The following is a 19,160-nucleotide window of genomic DNA, read 5'->3' as shown; positions in this document are numbered from 1 at the left end:
AGCATTTAGTCGCTATTTTCCCTTTAATAGCAACGTTTTACTTTGTGAATTAATGCACTACTTATGTAAATCTCGTACTCCTTTCTGTTATATTTTTAATTTATTATGTGTTACATCAAGGTTATACTGTTGTATAACAAGGATAAAATAATTGGCATTCTTATTGTTAATTTTATATTAGTTTATGCGTCTTGGCGACAATATACACGTTGATTTGCTAAATAGGTTGCATAAAGTTTTCCTTGCGGTTCGATTACAATAAAATCCGCTGGATAATTTGCACTCAGTCTTCCACAATGCTTATCAAGACCAACCGATTGAGCTGGATAAAGTGAACCCATTTTTAAAGCTGTCGTCAAATTGACGATATCCCAATCCACCAAGTTATGTACAGCCTGAATTAGTTTTAGAACTGATCCGGCCAAATTACCACTATCTTTCAGACGCGCTTGACCATCTTTAACAATTACTTCAAACTCTCCTAGTCTAGACTCACCTTCATCTAACCCCCCCGCGCGCATACAATCAGATATTAAGATGACTTTATCCTGTGGTTTTGCTTGGGTTACAACTTGAATCGCTTTTGGATGAACGTGATGCCCGTCAGCAATAATCTCTGCATAAGCTTCATCAAGCGCTAATCCTGCTCCAACCATCCCTGGCTCACGATGATGCAATCCGCGCATTCCATTGTAAAGATGGACAAAAATATTCGCACCCGCTTCAACCGCTTCATAGGCTTGATCATAAGTTGCATCAGAGTGTCCTAAAGCAACATAAATCCCCTGTTCAACTGCTTTTTTAATAAAATCTTGTACACCTTTTCGTTCTGGTGCAATCGCAATTTTTCGAACCATTCCATCCGAAGCATGATTCCATTGATTAAGTAAATCAATCGATGGATCATGCATATATTTTGCATTTTGAGCCCCTTTATACTTTTCGGTAAAAAATGGGCCCTCTAGAAAAATCCCTTGAATTCGTGCCCCTGTTACTTGGCTTGCACTCTCTCCAACAACTTGGCAAGCTTCCATCAAATGCTCTGGTGAATCTGTTAAGGTCGTTGCTAGCCAGCTGGTCACGCCACACTCTAACAACCCTTTAGAAATTTGTTCCATTCCCTCAGGGCTGCAATCCATCACATCATATCCACCATAACCATGAATATGCGTATCGACCAACCCAGGTGCAATGATATAACCGCTGTAATCAATCATCGTTACTTCATTTGTTACTGGGAGATGATCAACATAATCAACAACACGTTGATCTTCACAAATTAAATAACCTCCCTCTTTCATCTCATCTTCGTATAGAATATAATCCGCCTTATAAATGGTTTTCATTTTATCATCTCCTCAATGATTTGCTTGATTCTATCATACTCTTTCTTTATTATTTAACAATCATTAATAACTTACTATTTTAATGATGACTTCACTAACCCTTTAAGATACAATAGCAATGATAATGAATGAGGTGATAATAATGGAAAATAAAAAACTTTTTTATAAAACAATGTTAGCCATTGCGATTCCCGTTGCGCTACAAAATCTGATTACATCTTCAATTAATACAATTGATACGCTGATGATTTCTTCCTTAGGGGATGTAGCGGTTGCGGGTGTTGGTATTGCTAACCAGTTCTTCTTTTTTTATTTTATGATTTGTTTCGGTTTAGTTACGGGAGCAGCCATTCTTATTGCTCAATATTGGGGACGACGAAATTGGGAAGAGGTTCGAACGATTACACAACTAACAGTTGTCATTGCGACGATAATTGGAATCCTCTTTACAATCATTGCACTCATTTTCCCAAAACAAATTATTGGATTAATTATTCAAGACCCTAATGTCATTGAAGAAGGTGCGATCTACTTACGGGTCGTATCACTATCATACATTCCAAGCGCGATTAGCTTTGTTTACTCTATGACATTCCGTACAACGGGAAACCCTAAGACACCACTATTTGCAACCATTGTCAGTGTCTTTTTCAACGTATTCTTTAACTATGTATTTATCTTTGGAGTGTGGGGTTTCCCGCGTCTAGGTATTGCAGGGGCCGCGATTGGGACAATCATCGCGCGCTTTGCCGAATTATCTACTCTCTACTTTATTTCTCGTAGTTATAATGGGCCTTTAAATTATTCACTCAAAGAATTGATCCATCCACAATGGCATAAAATTAAACGTTACTCGCCAACCATTTTACCGGTGATGATTAATGAAACTTTTTGGTCTTTAGGTCAAATTATGTATAGCGTGGCATACGCATTGATTGGAACTGAAGCCACTGCTGCTGTTCAGATTGTGATTGCGGTTCAAAACTTAGCACTCGTTATCGTGCGCGGGTTATCTAGCAGTTGCTCTGTGATGGTGGGTGAAAAAGTTGGACAAGATAAATTTGAAGAAGCGCAACTCTACGCCAAACGCTTCTTGTTAATTTCAATTATCACAGGTGTTTTAATGGGAGCTTTAATTATTATTTCAGCACCGTATACCCTAATGCTATTCAAGTCCATCTCTCAAAATGTTTACATCTTAGCACATAAGTCACTCAATATGATCGGAATTATGATTGTATTTATTGCTCTATCCAATATTATAATCGTTGGAATATTGCGTGGAGGTGGAGATACCGGCTTCTCCATGAAAGCTGAATTATTTTCACTATGGGTTGTTGGAGTTCCCTTATCATTCTTTGGTGCCGCCATTCTTAAATTGCCTATACATTTAGTTGTAGGTCTAGCCTGTGCTGAAAACATCTGTAAAGTACTACTTGGGATTATTCGAATCCAATCCGGAAAATGGGTTCGTAACTTAACTATGGATTAATAAAATAACCCCAGTCATTTCGAAATGACAGAAACTGCTATAATCCTGAATATAGGACATAGTAGACTGCCTCAAAATGGCTTGGGGTTATTATTTTTATTATTTTACTTGTTCAATAATCGCTTCGTAGACACGTTCAGCAATTTCTGAACCTTCAGCTAATAGTGCTTCTCCACGTTCTTGGTATTGAGCTTTCAAGTCTTCATCTTTTAAAATACCTAGGTTAACAACGACACTTACCCAGCTACTTTGAAGAGCTCCTTTAAGTTGAACAGCCGCAACACCTACGTCACTAGCAACATTCGGATTGGATTTCCCAACGATTTCTTCAGTGACTTTTAAAGCTTCTACACATAGTTCCATTAAATCAAATGGAGGTTTTAAAGCCACGAGCGTCGCTTCTTGCATTGCAACACGGCGTGCTTCTTTTTCTTCTTCAGTACCGCGTGGCATTGCATAGACTTTCCCAACCTCATCAAAGGCTTGTCGGTCATCTTCAATCCCTTGCAAGAATTTATTCATTAAATCCTCAGCTTCTTTTAGAACACGTTCGTTTAACTCATTATGTTCCGCATAACGTTTTTTACCAACGGTAAATTCCGTAACCATTTTAGTTAAAGCGATCCCTAAAGCTGCATTTAATGCCGAAGAACCTCCGCCACCAGGTGTTGGGTCTCCAGATCCTAATTTCTCAACGAATTCTTTAACCGATAAATCGTAATACGTCATTGTATAACCTCCTATAATGTACTCTTTCTCAAGTATAACATGTTTAAGGCAAGAAATGAATAAAACGCTTTAATTATCTAATATCCAATCTCCCCCTACACTATCCTTCTCTTATTTATACTCTTTGAAATAAGAAACTGCACTTTGTTCACTCATCTGTCTAAATGCTTCACGCGTTTCCTCAGGTAGAGAACCACCAAAATCCATAAATTCAACCAAATCTTTAAAAGCTCGGTGAGGAATGGCTAAATCTTCGATCTCTTCTGGACGAATACTTAAATCAATCTCATCCTGTCTACCTGTTTCTAACTTAGCTACAAAATCTGGTTCTGTTACAAATACAGAAGACATTCCTACCATATCTGCATATCTCAGTGCTTCAAGTGCTTTTTCTGGCGAATTAATACCCCCTGTTGCAATAATTGGGACACGTCCTTTTAAGTGATCCCGAACAATCTCATTCACATAATCTCCAGGACGAGAACCTGCTCGAGCACGATCTAAATAGATATCATGTCCCCAAGATGCGATAGCATAATAATGAATATTCGATACCTCCATCATTCGGTCAAAATATTCATTGAATTCGTCGACGGTATAACCTACTTGCTCTCCGCGCGTTTCTTCAGGCGTTCCACGAAAACCTAAAATAAAATCATCCGGCCCTTCTTCATCAATAACTTTCTGCACTGCGGCCATAATCTCCACACCAAATCGTGAACGATTTTCTACAGATTGAGGTCCGTATTGATCCGTTCGTTGGTTTGAAAAAGGCGAAAAAAACTGTTGGGGTAACAACCTTTGAGCGTTCGAAATTTCAACACCATCAAAACCAGCTTGAATGGCACGACGTGTAGCTTGCGCATATTGTTCGATGACATGTTGAATTTTTCGAGGAGACATCTCAATTACATCGTGTTCAATCGGTGTCATCAAATGCATTGGCGATGGTCCATAAACCACCCCATAATCTTTCAAACTAACTTTAGCAAATCTCCCTGCATGTGTTAATTGAATAATCGCTTTAGCTCCTTGAGACTTCATCGCTGCCGCTAATTTGCTTAAGCCATAAATAAAGCGATCATCTCGGATGGATGGACCATACTCAAATAACTGAGCATAGTCTTCAATGTAAGCTGCAGTGGTCACTTGGAGTGGTGCTGACGAAGCACGGCGGATTGCATAAGCTACTTCTTCCTCCGTTACAAATCCTTCCAAACTCGACGCGTTAGTCGTAATTGGATTTAATGAAAATCGATTCGCCAATACAATACCATTTGGTAATGTAATGGGAGTAAATAGTGGTGCGTATAATTCAGACTGAGTCACCTATTATCACCTCGTATATTTTTTTGAACAATTACCTACTTTTACCTAAAACGTAAGTATAATCATATAATCTCATAATATGCTTTAAATTTCCACACCCCTATGATAAAATTGGCTTAGAATATTTTGAAAGAGGCGATTTTATGCTTAAAACTGGAAATTATTTATTTTTAGAAAAAGGTGACAACATCGTAACAATTTCGATGACACCAGAACTTCAAGATGACATTGGAACTGTTGGCTTTGTTGAATTTACAGAAGAGAAACAACTTAAAAAAGAAGATGCTATAGCGCATATCGAAGCTTCAAAAACAGTTTTAGAAATTATTAGCCCTGTCACTGGGACTGTCGTTGAAATCAACGAGGCTGCGATTGATAATCCGAAAATGCTAAACTCTGCTGACACAGCAGAAAATTGGTTAGTTAAATTAACGGACGTATCTTCAGAAGATTTTGATAGTTTAGCTGATGCCTAATGAATTTAATCGATAAATTAGACACTTTGATTGCTTATTTATCTGAGGAACAGCCTTATTTAAGCGAGCTTTTCAAAGATTATCCAAACGAAACTATCCACGATAAATATGAAATTTATCGTGGATATGTTAATCTACGCCCTGCTATGAAAGCTTCTGAGGAATTTCTTCAATTGCAAGATGAAGTACTTAAAGCTTTGATTGTCCAAGATGGTATTACCTCGATAGATGATTTAACCCCAATCCAACCTCAGCTTTACGAATGGCAAGGTGATATTACTACGCTTGAAGTGGATGCCATTGTCAATGCCGCGAACTCGGATCTTTTAGGATGTACTCAAGCAAATCATAATTGTATTGATAATACCATTCACACTCGATCAGGTGTTCAATTGCGATTCGCTTGTCAACAAATTATGGATGAACAAGGGAGACGCGAGCCCATTGGAAAAGCAAAAATCACGTCAGCTTATAATCTGCCAAGCCAATACGTGATTCATACCGTTGGCCCTTTTATTGTTCCAGGCCAAGCGCTGACTCCAATGAAGGAAGAGTTATTAAAATCAAGTTATCTCAATTGTTTAAAACTTGCAGATGCATATCATTTACAATCAATCGCATTTTGCTGTATTTCGACTGGAGAATTTAATTTCCCTAATGAACCTGCAGCTCGGATTGCTTATCAGACTGTTAAGGATTATTTAAAAGAAAGCCAATCGGCAATTAAAGTTATTTTTAATACTTATTTAGATATCGATCATAATTTATATCAAACAATACTCACAGAGTCATAAAAGGGAGGAGAGATTATGACACACCCCTCAACTTGGAAACACCTTAATAAAGATTTATCACAAAAAGATTTACTTAAAGGATTGATTGAAGAAGCGGAAGTTGTTGTACCGGGAATTGGTGCTGGAATGTCTGCTGCTACAGGCTTTACCTACGTTGGACCTCGCTTTGAAGAAGCGTTCCCTGACTTCATTGAAAAGTATAATTTCTTTGATATGTTACAAGCTTTTTTAGCAGATTTTGAAGATTGGGAAGAATATTGGGCCTTTCAATCTCGTTTCGCCCTGCTCAATTATTTTGATCAACCTGTCGGCCAATCATACGTTGATTTAAAAGATATTCTCGAAGGAAAAACGTATCATATTATTACGACCAATGCAGACAATGCCTTCTATGCTGCAAATTATGATCGAGATAAAGTTTTTTATATTCAAGGAGAGTATGGTTTGTGGCAATGCTCCGATTTTTGTCAACAAATCACCTATCAAGATGAAGCGCTTATTCGCAGGATGGTTGAAGAACAACAAAATATGAAAATACCGACAGAATTAATTCCTTATTGCCCTCACTGTCACGCACCGTTAGAAGTTAATAAACGTGATGCGATTCGAGGAATGGTAGAAGACGATTATTGGCATGAGCAAGAAGCAGCTTATACAGATTTCTTGCAACAACACGATGGTAAAAAGATTCTATTTTTAGAAATAGGGGTCGGGCATACCACACCTCAGTTTATTCGCGAACCGTTCCAAGAGATGACCGCGAATAATCCAAATGCGCTATATGTTACCATGAATCAAAAACGTTATCGTATCCCACCTGAGGTTCTACCTCAATCTGTCCGCATTACCGAAGATATTTACACTTTATTTAATCAAATAGCTAAAGAACGGAGAGCGTAATGTATTTAATTGAACCTATTCGAAACGGCGAATGGATCTATAATCAAGGTTTATTGATGGCGATCCAATCATACGCACGTGATCATTTATTTTTAGATGACGATATTGTATTTCCATATATGCCTAAACCCTCTGTCCAAATTGGACTGTTTCAAAACGCTTATGAAGAAGTTAACCTTCCTTATCTAGAAGAACATAAAATGGATTTAGTAAGACGTGAGACGGGTGGTGGCGCGATCTACCTCGATGATAAAAATATGAGTTTTTGTTTTTTACTTGATAGTGAAAACCACTCCGATGTTTTTGGTAATTATGCCAAACTCTATGAGCCAGTTATTCGAGCGCTAGAGAAACTCGGTGTCAAAAATATTGAACAAAAAGGCCGAAATGACCTAACTTTAAATGGTCAAAAGATTTCAGGTGCAGCGATGACCATTGTCCACGGTCGAATTTACGCTGGATACTCTTTACTACTAGACCCTGACTTTGAGACAATGGAAGCCGTGCTCACACCAAATTACAAAAAAATATCATCTCACGGTATAAAGTCCGTTCGAGCTCGGGTTGGGTCACTTCGACAAGCCTTACGCGAGGAAGATCAAAATATCGACGTTTGGGAGCTTACGGACTACTTGTTAAGGGAATTATTGCAAGTAGATAATTTAGAACAAGCTAAACGCTATGTTCTAAGTGAAAAAGACTGGAAAGCCATCGATGAAATTGCAGCAAAAACCTATAATAATTGGGACTGGAATTATGGCCGATTTAAAAACTTTGACTATCAAGTTAATGAAAGAATTGAAGGTGTCGGTACACTACATATTGGTCTTTCTATTCAAAATGCAAAAATCTATGATATTCAGATAAGCGGAGATTTCTTCTCAATCAAATCGATTCAAGAGCTTGAAGAACTGCTTAGAGATACGCGCCTGAAGCAATCAGATCTTCTAGCTGTGTTAGAGAACATCGACTTATCAAGTTATATTAGCCGCATAGATAATGAGACTTTTATCAATCTATTGCTCAACATTCCAAAGGAGGAAAACTGTGATTAAATTAAGTGTACTTGATTATGCTCAAATCGATGAACACGAAACGCCAACCCAAGCACTCAATAATACCGTATCCTTGGCGCAATGCGCAGAACAACTAGGCTATCATCGTTTTTGGGTTGCAGAGCATCATAATGTTCCAGCTTTTTTATCTTCCTCACCTGAGGTCCTTATGATGCATTTATTAAATCACACTTCAACAATCTCCATTGGTTCAGGGGGTGTCATGCTCCCCCATTATGCCCCTTTAAAAGTTGCTGAGAATTTTAAAATTCTCTCGCGCTTATTCCCAGGACGCGTTGATCTAGGGATTGGCAATACTAAAGGGACACGTATTGTAAATCATGCTCTTAATGAAACTAAAAAACGATTTTTAGATTATAAGGAGGCTATTCAAGATTTACAAGGATTTATTGCTGATGACTTTCCAGAAGAACACCGACATCATGAAGTTAAAGCCAATCCTGCAATTGATCAACTTCCTACCATGTGGGTTTTATCAACCTCGGTGGATTCTGCTAACATGGCAGCAGAATTAGGTATCGGCTATTGTTATGGTTTTTTCCCTTATGCAAACCGAGATGCTCTTAAAACAGCACAAGAAGCCAGTCAGGTATACCGCTCAAATTTCAAGCCATCTGGTTTTATGGAGCAAGCTCAAATAAGCATTGCTGTCTTTGCCTGTATTGGCGACACTCCTGAAGAAGCAGAAGCGTTTGGCCGTGCACTAGATTTATGGTTATTAGGGACGAATAATTTTAGCGAGCATCTAACGTATCCAAGTATTGATACGGCTAATCAGTACCCCTATTCCGATGAAGAAAAACAGCGTATCGAAAATAATCGATCAAGAATGGTGGTAGGCACAGCTGAACAAGTACGCGATCAGTTACTTGAGCAAGCGCAACAGGTGCATGCTGATGAAGTTTTAGTTATTCCACTAATGCCAGGCATTGAAAACCGAAAAGCCGGATTAAAATCTTTAGCTCAAGCATTTGATAACATTTAATACATCAAAAGACGCCATGAACGACTAACTGTTCATGGCGTCTTTTTGCATGTTAGATTAATTAATATACTCATCTAATCTTTTACGATCCAGGCAGGATTCGAACCTGCGACCGCTCGCTTAGAAGGCGAGTGCTCTATCCAGCTGAGCTACTGGACCAATCTGACAACTACTTTATCATACTATGAATTCAGAAATTGTCAAGACCAATATCTTTATGTTTAACAAATATCTATCAAACAGCAATCGGTGCTTTAATCGTTGGATGCGGGTCATACCCTATCAATTGGATATCTTCAGGTTCCAGCTCAAATATTGTTCGGTTACCCTTGATTTCTAATGTTGGAAGTGAACGCGGCTCTCGTTCTAATAATTGTTGAGCTTGTTCTAAATGATTACGATATAAGTGCAAATCTCCTGATGTATGTATAAATTCACCTACTTCTAACCCCACTTCACGCGCAATCAAGTGAGTCAGTAAAGCATAACTCGCAATATTAAATGGTAAACCAAGGAAAGAGTCCACACTTCGCTGGTACAATTGACAACTTAATGTGTTGTCGCAAACATAAAACTGAAAGAGTGTATGACATGGAGGTAAAGCCATTGAATCAACTTGATTTGGATTCCATGCGCTAATAATATGTCGTCTGGAATGAGGTTGCTTTCTAAGTCGAATCAATAATTGTTCGATTTGATCAACTACACTGCGATGCCCTTGCGCATCAATTCCTTCAAATGCTCGCCACTGCTTTCCATAAACCGGCCCAAGACCTCCCCATTTTTGAGCAAATGCATCTTCATTTAAGATTAATTGTTGGAACTTATTCATTTCAGCTTGGTACACTTCGTGAAACGCGCCATCTTCTAAAGCTCTTAATCCAAAATCTTTCATATCCGGTCCTTCGTATTCACTTGAGTTGACATATCGCTCAAATGCCCATTCATCCCAAATATGATTATCGTGTTCCAGCAAATAGCGAATATTCGTATCGCCTTTTAAAAACCATAACAATTCTGAAACGACCAACCGCATCGGAACACGTTTCGTTGTAACAATAGGGAAACCTTCAGTTAAGTCATAACGCATTTGATAACCAAAGGTGCTTAACGTCCCAACGCCAGTTCGGTCGTCGACAATTTGACCGTGGTCGATAATATGTTGTAGACATTGTTGATATTGTTTCATCTCGTATCAACTCCTATATAATCGTAACATTTTCTGCATGCGTCCATGGAGCATCTAGGTTAATATGATCATAAAACATAATCCCTTTCAGATGGTCAAGTTCATGTTGGAAGACAATCGCTTCATAATTACGTAATTTAACAACATGCTCCTTGCCTTCTAAATCGTAAAATTTAATTTTCGCGCGTTTCGGTCTAGGTACATAGCCTGGAACGGCGCGACGGACAGATAAACATCCCTCACCATCTTTTAAAGCTACTTCTTCGATGGAATGACTAATTAATTTGGGATTAATAACAATTTGGTCAACCTTAGGTTCGGTTGGATTTCCTTCTTCGTCATAGTCCATAATATAAATTGCAAAAATTTGTTTACTTTGACCAATTTGCGGTGCAGCAACACCCACTCCGGGTCGGAGTTGGTACTTTTCTGCCATTGCTTCGTCTTGACTATTGATTAAAAATTCACGCATCTTGGTTGCAAGTTCATAGTCCTCTTTTGATAAAGGAAAGCTAACTTCTTGAGCGTGTTCTCGTAAGATAGGATCCTTTTCTGGGACAAAGTCTTTCATCGTAATCATTATTCATTATCTCCTTGTCTTTCATAACCTGTGACAATATAGTGTTGTCTTTTTTCATCGAAATCGATGGATTCAACGAGCGTTGTCCGTCTTAGTTTAGCAAGTTTTTGGCCATCGCTGCTTTCAACAATTTCTTCATATCGCTCAAATTGTTCAATCGCTTCTTGCCAAATCATTTGCTTTAACTTCTCAATATCTTGACTCCGGTAAGCTGACATGATAAGGCTCGGTTGGCGATATGAAACAAGCTGATCAGGTGTTTTTAATAAATCCCCTTTATTATAGACAGTTAACATGGGGATATTTCTCATATCTAAAGTCTTTAGTAACGAATCTACGGTATCTTCATGCATTAATCGCGATTCACTCGAACTGTCCACCACATGAATCAACAAATCAACATCACGAATTTCTTCTAGGGTAGATCTAAATGCATAAATTAGTTCGGTAGGTAACTCATCAATAAATCCAACCGTATCGGTAATTGTAAATAAATCATGACTATTGATACTAAATTGACGAGTGAGCGGGTCGAGTGTGGCAAACAATTGATCTTGTACATAAGCACCGCTTTTTGTTAATTGATTCAATAGCGTTGATTTCCCAGCATTAGTATACCCTACTAAACCAATATTAAAGGCGTGACTATTGAGCCTGCGCTCCCGTGCTCGTTCTCGATGATTCGCTAAGTCCTTTAATTGCGCTTTGATTTGGCTAATTTGTTTACGAATAACACGCCGGTCAGTTTCTAATTTCGTTTCCCCCGGTCCTCGCGTTCCAATGCCAGCCCCTAATCTCGAGAGGCTCAATCCTTGTCCAACAATACGAGGGAGTAAATATTCGTATTGGGCTAACTTTACTTGCAGTTGCCCAGCTTGGGTACGAGCGCGTTGCGCAAAGATATCTAAAATTAATTGAACCCGATCTATGACTTTGATTTGTAATTCTTTTTCTAAATATTGATTGATTGAAGGACTCAATCGATTTAAGAAAATCACTAAATCAATCTCTTCGACTTCAATTAACGCCTTAATTTCTTCAAGTTTTCCTTGCCCGACCGCTGATTTAGGATGCAATCGATCTAATTTTTGCGTAATTTGTGCAACTGGATTACCTTGGGCTGTTCTTGTTAAATCTAACATTTCATCGAAGTTCATTTGAAACTTTTGGTCAGACATCTCTTCTGTCTGAATCCCCACAATTAAGACTCGCTCTGGGCGAATTTGATTTTCAATCATAATACCCTTTCTATGATCGGAGTTGTCTAATTTCCGATATAACATATTCTGTGGCATCCGGTTTATCAAGATCAATCCAATAAGGTGCTTTCATCCGATTTCTAAACCACGTGAGTTGTCGTTTCGCGTAGCGTCTAGAATTTTGTTGAATTTGTTCAATCACTTCAGCCTTTGTTATTTGATCTTCAAAATAAGGAATCCATTCTTTATAACCAATACCCTTAAGACTCTGCCAATCCTGACCTTTTGCTTGTTCATAGAGCCAACTTGCTTCTGCTTCTAGTCCCATTTCATCCATCATATGTACACGTTGATTAATACGGTCGTATAATTTTGAACGTTCGCGATTCAAAATAAAAAGTCGTTCATTAAATACAGAAGGTTTGGATTGATGATTCATTTGATTAGAGAATAATTCTCCCGTCAATTGAATCATTTCTAAAGCGCGAATGGTTCGGCGAACATTTTGATAAGGAATCTTTTCGGCGGCGACGGGATCTAGTTGTTTTAATTCACACCAAAGCGCATAATTTCCAATCGCATCCGCTTTTTCTTGGAGTGACAGACGAAGAGAAGCATCATGACTATTAGCATACCCAAATTCTAAATTATATAACAACCCCTCTAAATATAGCCCAGAGCCGCCAACAATAATTGGAAGCTTCCCACGGTCTGCAATATCTAAGATAGCTTGCGTTGCATCTTGCTTAAATTGATCCACCGAATAGGGACGATCCACCGTTAATACGCTCAGTAAGTGGTGCGGAATACCTTCCTTTTCTTTTGAAGTAATTTTACCCGTTCCAATATCAAGGTGTTCATACATTTGCATACTATCCGCATTAACTACTTCTCCATTAAATAAATGTGCGATTTCGATACTTAACGCCGTCTTCCCCACGCCAGTGGGACCTCCGATGACTACAACTGGAAGGGTTGGATGAAGTTTTGTCATGAATGTAACTCTCCTTTATATTCACTCAATTGCTTCATCAACTCTTTAGCCATCGTGAGTGAAGCTTTGGTAATATTTTCGCCAGATATCATCGACGCAATATGATCAATCCGTTCTTCCATTGTTAAGGTTTGAACGACTGTCGAAGTACGTTCCTGCTGGATGACTTTCCGAATAAAGACTTGATGATCAGCGATCGCAGCGACTTGTGGGTGATGTGTAATGCATATGACTTGATGCGCCTGTGCTATTTGGTACATTTTCTGTGCGATTGCATAGGTTACTTCCCCAGAAACACCAGTATCTATCTCATCAAATATCATGGTCATTGCAGGTTGTGTCTTTGCTAACACACTCTTGAGCGCTAGCATTAATCTCGATAACTCCCCTCCACTTGCGATCACAATCAAAGGTTTAAAATCTTCTCCAATATTCGTTGAGACATCAAAAGATATTTGATCCATTCCTCGTGAATTTAGTCGATAGATCGATTGGTCAAATAATTGACTTGGAGGTTGAATCCGTTCAACGCCTTGTAGCCGAACTTTAAAACGCGTTGATTTCATATGGAGATCGGCTAATTCATGATGTATCGCTTGCTCCAATCTTTCAGCGATTTGTTGACGAATAAAGTGTATGTCTTCTGCCAGTTGTAGCGCATGTTCATAGGCGTCTTGAACTTTTTGAGCCAATTCTTCTAAAAATCGTTCGCGATGCGTCAATTGATAGACTTCTTCACTAATTTGTTGATAATAATTAATCAAATCTGGAATATCCATCTTATATTTTCTTTTCAAAGCACTCAACTCACCCAAACGATTCTCGATATCGTCGATCGATTGATTATCCGCTTGATCAAATTGTAGCTGATTAATTCGGTGGATTAACTCTTCTAAGTCATAAGTAATTCCAGAAGCTAATGAGAGTAACTCTCGATTTTTAGGATAGACTTCGGTAATTTCTTGCAGCGAGACTTCGACTTTATTCATTAAATCGATCATATTGTGTTCACCTTCACTCAAATAATGAATGAGTAATTGATGCACTTCATAAAATCGTTGACTATTTTGAAGTTGCTGACTCATTTGCTCTAATTCTTCATATTCTCCAGGCACTAAATGATAACGCTCAATTTCTTCCAATTGAAACTGTAGAAATTCAATACGCTGATCTTGCTGCGCTGTCTGATTATAGACTTCAACCCACTGTTGATAATGACTTCGATAAGTTGAATATGCGTGGTTATAATCATCTAAACATTGTTGAAGTTCATGTTGACCATAGACATCTAGCAAATCGCCATGACGATTTTGGTCTAATAATGTCTGATGCTCATACTGTCCATGAATATCAACTAAGTAAGTCCCAATTTTCTTTAAAGTTGAAACATTGGCTAGTTGACCATTCAATCGGATGGTATTATTTCCGCTTTGAGAAATCTCACGTCGGATAATGAGTGATAAATCTTCCGAATCAAGTTCAATCCCATATTCATGAAGCACGGTTAACAATGTATGATGCTCAGGTTGAATGATAAATTGCCCTTCAATCGCAAGTCGTTCTGTGCCTTGGCGAATATAATCCGTTGAGCCCCTACCACCACATAAAATGCCGAGCGCATCAATAATAATGGATTTTCCAGCACCCGTCTCACCAGACAAAACAGTCATCCCGGATGAGAAATCTAACTCAATTTGGTCAATAATCGCAAAATTTTTAATGGATAGATTTGTTAACACAATCTTTCACTCCTTGGCTACGAATTAAATTGAGAATGAGCCTGCTGTACCACTTCATCAATCATGTCATCCCAGTCTTTTATCGGTTGCGATGGTGCATTGACATTGATTAGGTGCACTAAAAACTCAATATTACCTTCACCGCCCGTAATGGGCGAAAAGGTTAATCCTTTCACTTGATACCCCAGTTGTTGTGCAAAAGTAAGTGTTTCTTTTAACACATCTCGGTGTACTTGTGGATCTTTTACAATTCCTTTTTTACCTACTCGTTCTTTTCCTGCTTCAAATTGGGGTTTTATCAAGGCAAGGACAGATCCATTGATTTCTAAAATCGGAACTAATGGCGGCAATATTAATTGCAAAGATATAAATGAGACATCGATACTTGCTATAGTAGGTTGCCCGTCTTTGAAATCTTCTGGCTTAGAGTATCTAAAGTTTTGACGCTCCATCACCACAACTCGTGGATCTTGGCGGAGTCGATAATCCAACTGATTATATCCAACATCTAATGCATACGATTGCTTCGCGCCATTTTGTAGGGCGCAGTCTGTAAAGCCGCCGGTTGATGCACCAATATCAAGCAGACATTGGTCAGTTAAATCAATACCAAATGATTCAATAGCTTTCTCAAGTTTCAAACCACCGCGACTCACATATGGCATGGTTTTCCCTTTGATATGTAACGACTTAGTAGTACTTACTTTTTCTCCAGGTTTATCATAACGTTGATTATTCTCATCATATACCTGTCCCGCCATAATTAAGCGTTTCGCTTGTTCACGACTTTCTGTCAAACCTTGCTGTACGACTAATTTATCAATTCTTTCTTTGGCCATACGTCCCCCTATTTTTCAAAATGTATCACATCGATTAGCTCATTAAATGGCTGGGTATCCCGCTTTGTATATTCTGTGATGGTTTGGAGTGTTTCTTTAGCTAATTGTTTTTCAAGATTTAACGCATCAATCGCTTCGTTATATCCTAACAAAACCGGATAGGTCATTTTATGATTTTTAGCATCACTTGCTTGCCCAGCATCTGGATTCAACGCATCATTTTGCGTATCAATCAAATCATTGTGGATCTGGTAGGCAATGCCAAAATGGGTCCCGAATTGTTTCAACAGTTGTTTTAGTTTCGGACTAAAATCTCCAATAATTCCCGCTGCTTCCAACGCAAACAAAAAGAGTCGACCTGTTTTATGTTCATGAATTGTCTTAAGTTGTTCAATGGTTACGGGATAATCCTCTGCTTGCATATCAAGCATTTGACCATAGACCATTCCTGAAGCTCCTGCTGATTTGCTTAAGGAGGCAATTAAAGCTACTTTTTGAGACGCTGTTAAACATATATCATCCGCAATTAAGCCAAAGGCATCGGTTAATAACCCATCTCCAGCTAAAATAGCAGGAGCCTCTCCAAATTTAACATGATTCGTTGGTTGGCCTCGTCGCAATACATCATTATCCATCGCTGGAAGATCATCGTGAATCAAAGAGTAAGTATGAATATATTCCAACGCAATAGCCGTTTTAAACCCATCTTCCAATTCATCATGTCCACCGAGTTCTAACGCTGCGAGAAGCATGACCGGTCGTAATCTTTTACCACCGTTATTTAACGAATAGCGCATTGGCTCAAATATTAAATTAGGAGTGGTCTGTTGAGTAAACCACTGGCTTAATGCTTGTTCGAAAATTGATTTATATTTAACTAAAGTTAACTCCGTCATACTACATTATCCCTTATTCTTCTACCTGTGTCTGTTCTTCTTGTAATTTATCCATCCGTTTTTTGACTTCTTCTAACTGATTTTCACAATATTTTTGTAATTTCATACCGCGTTCATAATAATCAATGGCTGCTTCGAGCGGTAAATTCCCACTTTGCATGGCTTGTACAATTTGTTCTAATTCTTGCATTGCTTCCTCAAATGATGCGGGAGTTTTTTCTAATTCACTCATACGATTCTCCTTTTATTTTTCATCTTGACTTAAAATCGATTTTACTTCTACATCTAAATAACCATCTTTTAGTTGGATATTTAGACGTTGTTCTTGAGCTACTTGCTGAATGCTGGTAACAACCTGTCCTTCAGATAACACCATCGCATAGCCTCTTTGCAAATATTGATTTGGATCATACGCTGTAATAATTTGTTTTAAACCAGTCATTTTCTGAGTCTTTAACTTGATAATATTATTGAAGGTCGTATCCATCAACTGGCAATATTGTTTGAGTCGTATTCCACTCTGTTGCATCATTTGTTGCACACTTTGACTTTGGAGACGATAACGATATTGCTCTAATTTAGCGACTTCATTTTGATACCGCAGTTGGCTTGAAATGGATAACCGCTCATTCGCCATATCAAGACGCTGTAAATAGGGTGCAAGCAGCTGATCGCGTTGAGTAAATAATGGGTGTTGCTGGATATGTTGAAGTTTTTGATTATACTGACTAATTTGATGATTTAAAGTTGATGTTAAATGATACGCTGCATTGCTTAATTGTAGCAGGATATCGTTTAAAGGCGTTGTCGCTATTTCAGCCGCAGCAGTCGGTGTCGCTGCACGACAATCCGAAACTAAGTCCGCTAGCGTCGTATCGGTTTCATGTCCAATCGAAGTAATGACTGGCAAGGAACAATTGATAATTTCCATGGCCAAGGCCTCATTATTAAAAGCCCACAAATCTTCAATTGAGCCGCCTCCTCTCGCTAAGATGACTAAGTCATAACGTTCGGTTTGCTTTTCAATATTCTTAAATTGTTCAATAATTAGATCTGGCGCATCATCGCCTTGAACTTTTGTAGGGAATAAATGATACTGAACCAATGGATTGCGCCGATATAGAGTCGTTCGAATATCATGAATTACTGAACCACTTTCACTCGTAATTACGGCAATATTTTGAGGATATTTAGGAATGGGCTTTTTAGGTAAATCAAATAAACCTGCTTTAAGAAATTTTTCTTTAATTTGCTCAAAAGCTAGGTATAAAGAGCCAATGCCATCTGGTTCTAAATGATCGATATACAGTTGATATTGTCCACTTTTTTCAAAAACACTCACGCGACCAATGGCTCGCACTTTCATGCCATCTTCAAGCTTAAACTTAACTTTAGAAAACGCCGACTTAAACATTACAACATTAATAACAGCTCGTTCATCTTTTAAAGAAAAGTATTGATGGGTAGCTCGAGGTCTATAATTTGAAATTTCCCCAACTACATGCACTTGCTGTAGATGGGGATCATTGTCAAACTTGCGTTTGATATATTCAGTTAGCGCACCTGGTGTTAAATAAGGTTGCGCGTGAGCATTTGGATTATGCGTCTTCAAGAACGTCCTCTAATTTAAGACCATTATGAATACATGCACACTCGATCGTTTGCTCTAATAACATTGCAACCGTCATTGGGCCTACTCCACCAGGAACCGGTGTAATTAATGATGCTTTCTCTGCAGCAGAATCATAGTTAACGTCTCCAACAATTGAACCATCTTCAAGACGATTAATACCTACGTCAACTACCACAACACCTTCTTTAAGGTTGTCGCCATGAACTAAGTCTGGCACACCCGCAGCAGAAATTACAATATCTGCATTACGAACATATGAATTGGTGTCTTTTGTTGATAAATGACATGGTGTCACGGTTGCATCTTCGTTCATCAATAAGATAGATAAAGGTAATCCAACTACTGGACTCTTACCGATTACCGCAATATCTTTACCTTTGAGTTCAACATTATAGTGTTTCAATAACTTCATTACACCACGTGGAGTACATGGGAATAATTGTCCTGATCCTGCTACGATTTTACCTAGGTTAACAGGTGAGAATCCATCCACATCTTTATCAGGATCGATAACACGACTTACTTCTTGGTGGCTTAAGTCGCCAGGAAGTGGAGCAGAAACGAAAATACCTGATACAGAGTCATCCTCGTTTAACTCACGAATTTTTGCGTTTAGCTCTTCTTGGGTAATATCTTTATCTAAGTAGAACGCTTCAAAATCCATCCCGATCTTGTTACAACGTTTTCTCTTTTGCTCGTCATAAATAATGCTGGCTTCATCGTTCCCTACCGTAACGACAACCAACTTAGGGGTAATCCCTTTTGCCTTTAATTTCTCAACGGCATCTGCATACTGTGCCGTAAGCTCCTTAGAATAAGATCTTCCATCGATAATTTGTGCTACCAATCAAAAACATCCTTTCCTAATCAACATATTTTTTTGTTACATAATAAGTATACATGAAAGCGCGTAATGTCTCAATAAAAAACGTATTCAAAAAAGCCCAGTATATTTTACTGGGCG

Annotated in this window: 19 protein-coding genes and 1 tRNA gene; 6 read left to right on the top strand and 14 right to left on the bottom strand. The window is 38.4% G+C overall.

Annotation, left to right across the window (positions count from 1 at the left end; translation table 11 throughout):
• Positions 1 to 182: 182 nt before the first annotated feature.
• The gene (gene nagA / locus CYJ57_RS03540) at positions 183 to 1,346 is read right to left on the bottom strand and encodes an N-acetylglucosamine-6-phosphate deacetylase (protein ID WP_101954099.1); all 1,164 of its coding nucleotides are present in this window, start codon (positions 1,344 to 1,346) and stop codon (positions 183 to 185) included.
• A 142-nt stretch (positions 1,347 to 1,488) separates the two neighbouring features.
• Here nagA and CYJ57_RS03535 point away from each other — a divergent pair, with 142 nt between their 5' ends.
• A complete protein-coding gene (locus tag CYJ57_RS03535; RefSeq protein ID WP_101954098.1) occupies positions 1,489 to 2,838 on the top strand; it encodes an MATE family efflux transporter in 1,350 nt (449 codons plus the stop codon).
• Between the two features lie 99 nt (positions 2,839 to 2,937).
• Here the strand turns inward: CYJ57_RS03535 and CYJ57_RS03530 are convergent, their stop codons facing one another.
• Positions 2,938 to 3,567, bottom strand: a complete 630-nt coding sequence (locus CYJ57_RS03530) for a cyclodeaminase/cyclohydrolase family protein (protein WP_101954097.1) — start codon at positions 3,565 to 3,567, stop codon at positions 2,938 to 2,940.
• Positions 3,568 to 3,678: 111 nt separating this feature from the next.
• Positions 3,679 to 4,896: an NADH-dependent flavin oxidoreductase gene (locus CYJ57_RS03525; RefSeq protein WP_101954096.1), complete on the bottom strand. Its 1,218-nt coding sequence runs from the start codon at positions 4,894 to 4,896 to the stop codon at positions 3,679 to 3,681.
• Positions 4,897 to 5,039: 143 nt separating this feature from the next.
• Between CYJ57_RS03525 and CYJ57_RS03520 the strand changes: the two genes are divergently transcribed.
• The 5 genes from CYJ57_RS03520 to CYJ57_RS03500 are packed head-to-tail and all read left to right on the top strand — an operon-like array spanning position 5,040 to position 9,127.
• Complete coding sequence (locus CYJ57_RS03520; protein ID WP_006702196.1) at positions 5,040 to 5,372, top strand: glycine cleavage system H family protein; 333 nt, start codon at positions 5,040 to 5,042, stop codon at positions 5,370 to 5,372.
• Positions 5,372 to 6,166 carry a protein-ADP-ribose hydrolase gene (locus CYJ57_RS03515; protein WP_101954095.1) on the top strand — a complete coding sequence of 265 codons (795 nt, stop codon included), beginning with the start codon at positions 5,372 to 5,374 and terminating at the stop codon, positions 6,164 to 6,166. Before CYJ57_RS03520 ends, CYJ57_RS03515 begins: the two co-directional genes overlap by 1 nt.
• Before the next feature lie 15 nt (positions 6,167 to 6,181).
• The gene (locus tag CYJ57_RS03510) at positions 6,182 to 7,066 is read left to right on the top strand and encodes an SIR2 family NAD-dependent protein deacylase (RefSeq protein WP_101954094.1); all 885 of its coding nucleotides are present in this window, start codon (positions 6,182 to 6,184) and stop codon (positions 7,064 to 7,066) included.
• A complete protein-coding gene (gene lplA, locus CYJ57_RS03505; RefSeq protein ID WP_101954093.1) occupies positions 7,066 to 8,121 on the top strand; it encodes a lipoate--protein ligase in 1,056 nt (351 codons plus the stop codon). The genes CYJ57_RS03510 and lplA overlap by 1 nt, the downstream gene beginning before the upstream one ends.
• Complete coding sequence (locus tag CYJ57_RS03500) at positions 8,114 to 9,127, top strand: LLM class flavin-dependent oxidoreductase (RefSeq protein ID WP_101954092.1); 1,014 nt, start codon at positions 8,114 to 8,116, stop codon at positions 9,125 to 9,127. The genes lplA and CYJ57_RS03500 overlap by 8 nt, the downstream gene beginning before the upstream one ends.
• Positions 9,128 to 9,212: 85 nt before the next feature.
• On the opposite strand, the gene CYJ57_RS03495 is transcribed toward CYJ57_RS03500, so the two are convergent.
• The 11 genes from CYJ57_RS03495 to CYJ57_RS03445 form a co-directional block, all read right to left on the bottom strand.
• A tRNA-Arg gene (locus CYJ57_RS03495) sits at positions 9,213 to 9,286 on the bottom strand.
• Between the two features lie 76 nt (positions 9,287 to 9,362).
• Positions 9,363 to 10,316 (bottom strand): thymidylate synthase, encoded by a 954-nt coding sequence (locus CYJ57_RS03490; protein WP_101954091.1) that lies wholly within the window; start codon positions 10,314 to 10,316, stop codon positions 9,363 to 9,365.
• A 13-nt stretch (positions 10,317 to 10,329) separates the two neighbouring features.
• On the bottom strand, positions 10,330 to 10,896 hold the full coding sequence (gene def, locus CYJ57_RS03485; protein WP_101954090.1) for a peptide deformylase: 567 nt from the start codon (positions 10,894 to 10,896) through the stop codon (positions 10,330 to 10,332).
• Positions 10,896 to 12,134, bottom strand: coding sequence for a GTPase HflX (gene hflX / locus CYJ57_RS03480; RefSeq protein WP_180764376.1), 1,239 nt, complete (start codon positions 12,132 to 12,134; stop codon positions 10,896 to 10,898). The genes def and hflX overlap by 1 nt, the downstream gene beginning before the upstream one ends.
• A gap of 10 nt (positions 12,135 to 12,144) precedes the next feature.
• A complete protein-coding gene (miaA, locus tag CYJ57_RS03475) occupies positions 12,145 to 13,089 on the bottom strand; it encodes a tRNA (adenosine(37)-N6)-dimethylallyltransferase MiaA (RefSeq protein ID WP_101954088.1) in 945 nt (314 codons plus the stop codon).
• Entirely contained in the window at positions 13,086 to 14,828 is a 1,743-nt protein-coding gene (recN, locus tag CYJ57_RS03470) for a DNA repair protein RecN (protein WP_180764375.1), read from the bottom strand. The genes miaA and recN overlap by 4 nt, the downstream gene beginning before the upstream one ends.
• A 17-nt stretch (positions 14,829 to 14,845) precedes the next feature.
• On the bottom strand, positions 14,846 to 15,667 hold the full coding sequence (locus tag CYJ57_RS03465) for a TlyA family RNA methyltransferase (protein ID WP_101954086.1): 822 nt from the start codon (positions 15,665 to 15,667) through the stop codon (positions 14,846 to 14,848).
• 8 nt (positions 15,668 to 15,675) lie between these two features.
• A complete protein-coding gene (locus CYJ57_RS03460) occupies positions 15,676 to 16,563 on the bottom strand; it encodes a polyprenyl synthetase family protein (RefSeq protein WP_101954085.1) in 888 nt (295 codons plus the stop codon).
• Positions 16,564 to 16,576: 13 nt separating this feature from the next.
• Positions 16,577 to 16,795 carry an exodeoxyribonuclease VII small subunit gene (gene xseB, locus CYJ57_RS03455; RefSeq protein ID WP_006702184.1) on the bottom strand — a complete coding sequence of 73 codons (219 nt, stop codon included), beginning with the start codon at positions 16,793 to 16,795 and terminating at the stop codon, positions 16,577 to 16,579.
• 12 nt (positions 16,796 to 16,807) lie between these two features.
• The gene (gene xseA, locus CYJ57_RS03450) at positions 16,808 to 18,175 is read right to left on the bottom strand and encodes an exodeoxyribonuclease VII large subunit (RefSeq protein WP_101954084.1); all 1,368 of its coding nucleotides are present in this window, start codon (positions 18,173 to 18,175) and stop codon (positions 16,808 to 16,810) included.
• Positions 18,162 to 19,043: a bifunctional 5,10-methylenetetrahydrofolate dehydrogenase/5,10-methenyltetrahydrofolate cyclohydrolase gene (locus CYJ57_RS03445; protein WP_006702182.1), complete on the bottom strand. Its 882-nt coding sequence runs from the start codon at positions 19,041 to 19,043 to the stop codon at positions 18,162 to 18,164. The genes xseA and CYJ57_RS03445 overlap by 14 nt, the downstream gene beginning before the upstream one ends.
• Between the last annotated feature and the right edge of the window lie 117 nt (positions 19,044 to 19,160).

The organism is Falseniella ignava (genome assembly GCF_002847645.1).
Lineage (GTDB): Bacteria > Bacillota > Bacilli > Lactobacillales > Aerococcaceae > Falseniella > Falseniella ignava.
The sequence above is the reverse complement of the archived record's forward strand: the minus strand, read 5'-3'. Positions and strand labels throughout refer to the sequence as shown.

Bases quoted from the DNA above. Each gene is read 5' to 3' on its own strand.
- nagA (WP_101954099.1), bottom strand. From the start codon at position 1,346: ATGAAAACCATTTATAAGGCGGATTATATTCTATACGAAGATGAGATG.
- CYJ57_RS03535 (WP_101954098.1), top strand. From the start codon at position 1,489: ATGGAAAATAAAAAACTTTTTTATAAAACAATGTTAGCCATTGCGATT.
- CYJ57_RS03530 (WP_101954097.1), bottom strand. From the start codon at position 3,567: ATGACGTATTACGATTTATCGGTTAAAGAATTCGTTGAGAAATTAGGA.
- CYJ57_RS03520 (WP_006702196.1), top strand. From the start codon at position 5,040: ATGCTTAAAACTGGAAATTATTTATTTTTAGAAAAAGGTGACAACATC.
- CYJ57_RS03515 (WP_101954095.1), top strand. From the start codon at position 5,372: ATGAATTTAATCGATAAATTAGACACTTTGATTGCTTATTTATCTGAG.
- CYJ57_RS03510 (WP_101954094.1), top strand. From the start codon at position 6,182: ATGACACACCCCTCAACTTGGAAACACCTTAATAAAGATTTATCACAA.
- lplA (WP_101954093.1), top strand. From the start codon at position 7,066: ATGTATTTAATTGAACCTATTCGAAACGGCGAATGGATCTATAATCAA.
- CYJ57_RS03490 (WP_101954091.1), bottom strand. From the start codon at position 10,316: ATGAAACAATATCAACAATGTCTACAACATATTATCGACCACGGTCAA.
- def (WP_101954090.1), bottom strand. From the start codon at position 10,896: ATGATTACGATGAAAGACTTTGTCCCAGAAAAGGATCCTATCTTACGA.
- hflX (WP_180764376.1), bottom strand. From the start codon at position 12,134: ATGATTGAAAATCAAATTCGCCCAGAGCGAGTCTTAATTGTGGGGATT.
- miaA (WP_101954088.1), bottom strand. From the start codon at position 13,089: ATGACAAAACTTCATCCAACCCTTCCAGTTGTAGTCATCGGAGGTCCC.
- CYJ57_RS03465 (WP_101954086.1), bottom strand. From the start codon at position 15,667: ATGGCCAAAGAAAGAATTGATAAATTAGTCGTACAGCAAGGTTTGACA.
- CYJ57_RS03460 (WP_101954085.1), bottom strand. From the start codon at position 16,563: ATGACGGAGTTAACTTTAGTTAAATATAAATCAATTTTCGAACAAGCA.
- xseB (WP_006702184.1), bottom strand. From the start codon at position 16,795: ATGAGTGAATTAGAAAAAACTCCCGCATCATTTGAGGAAGCAATGCAA.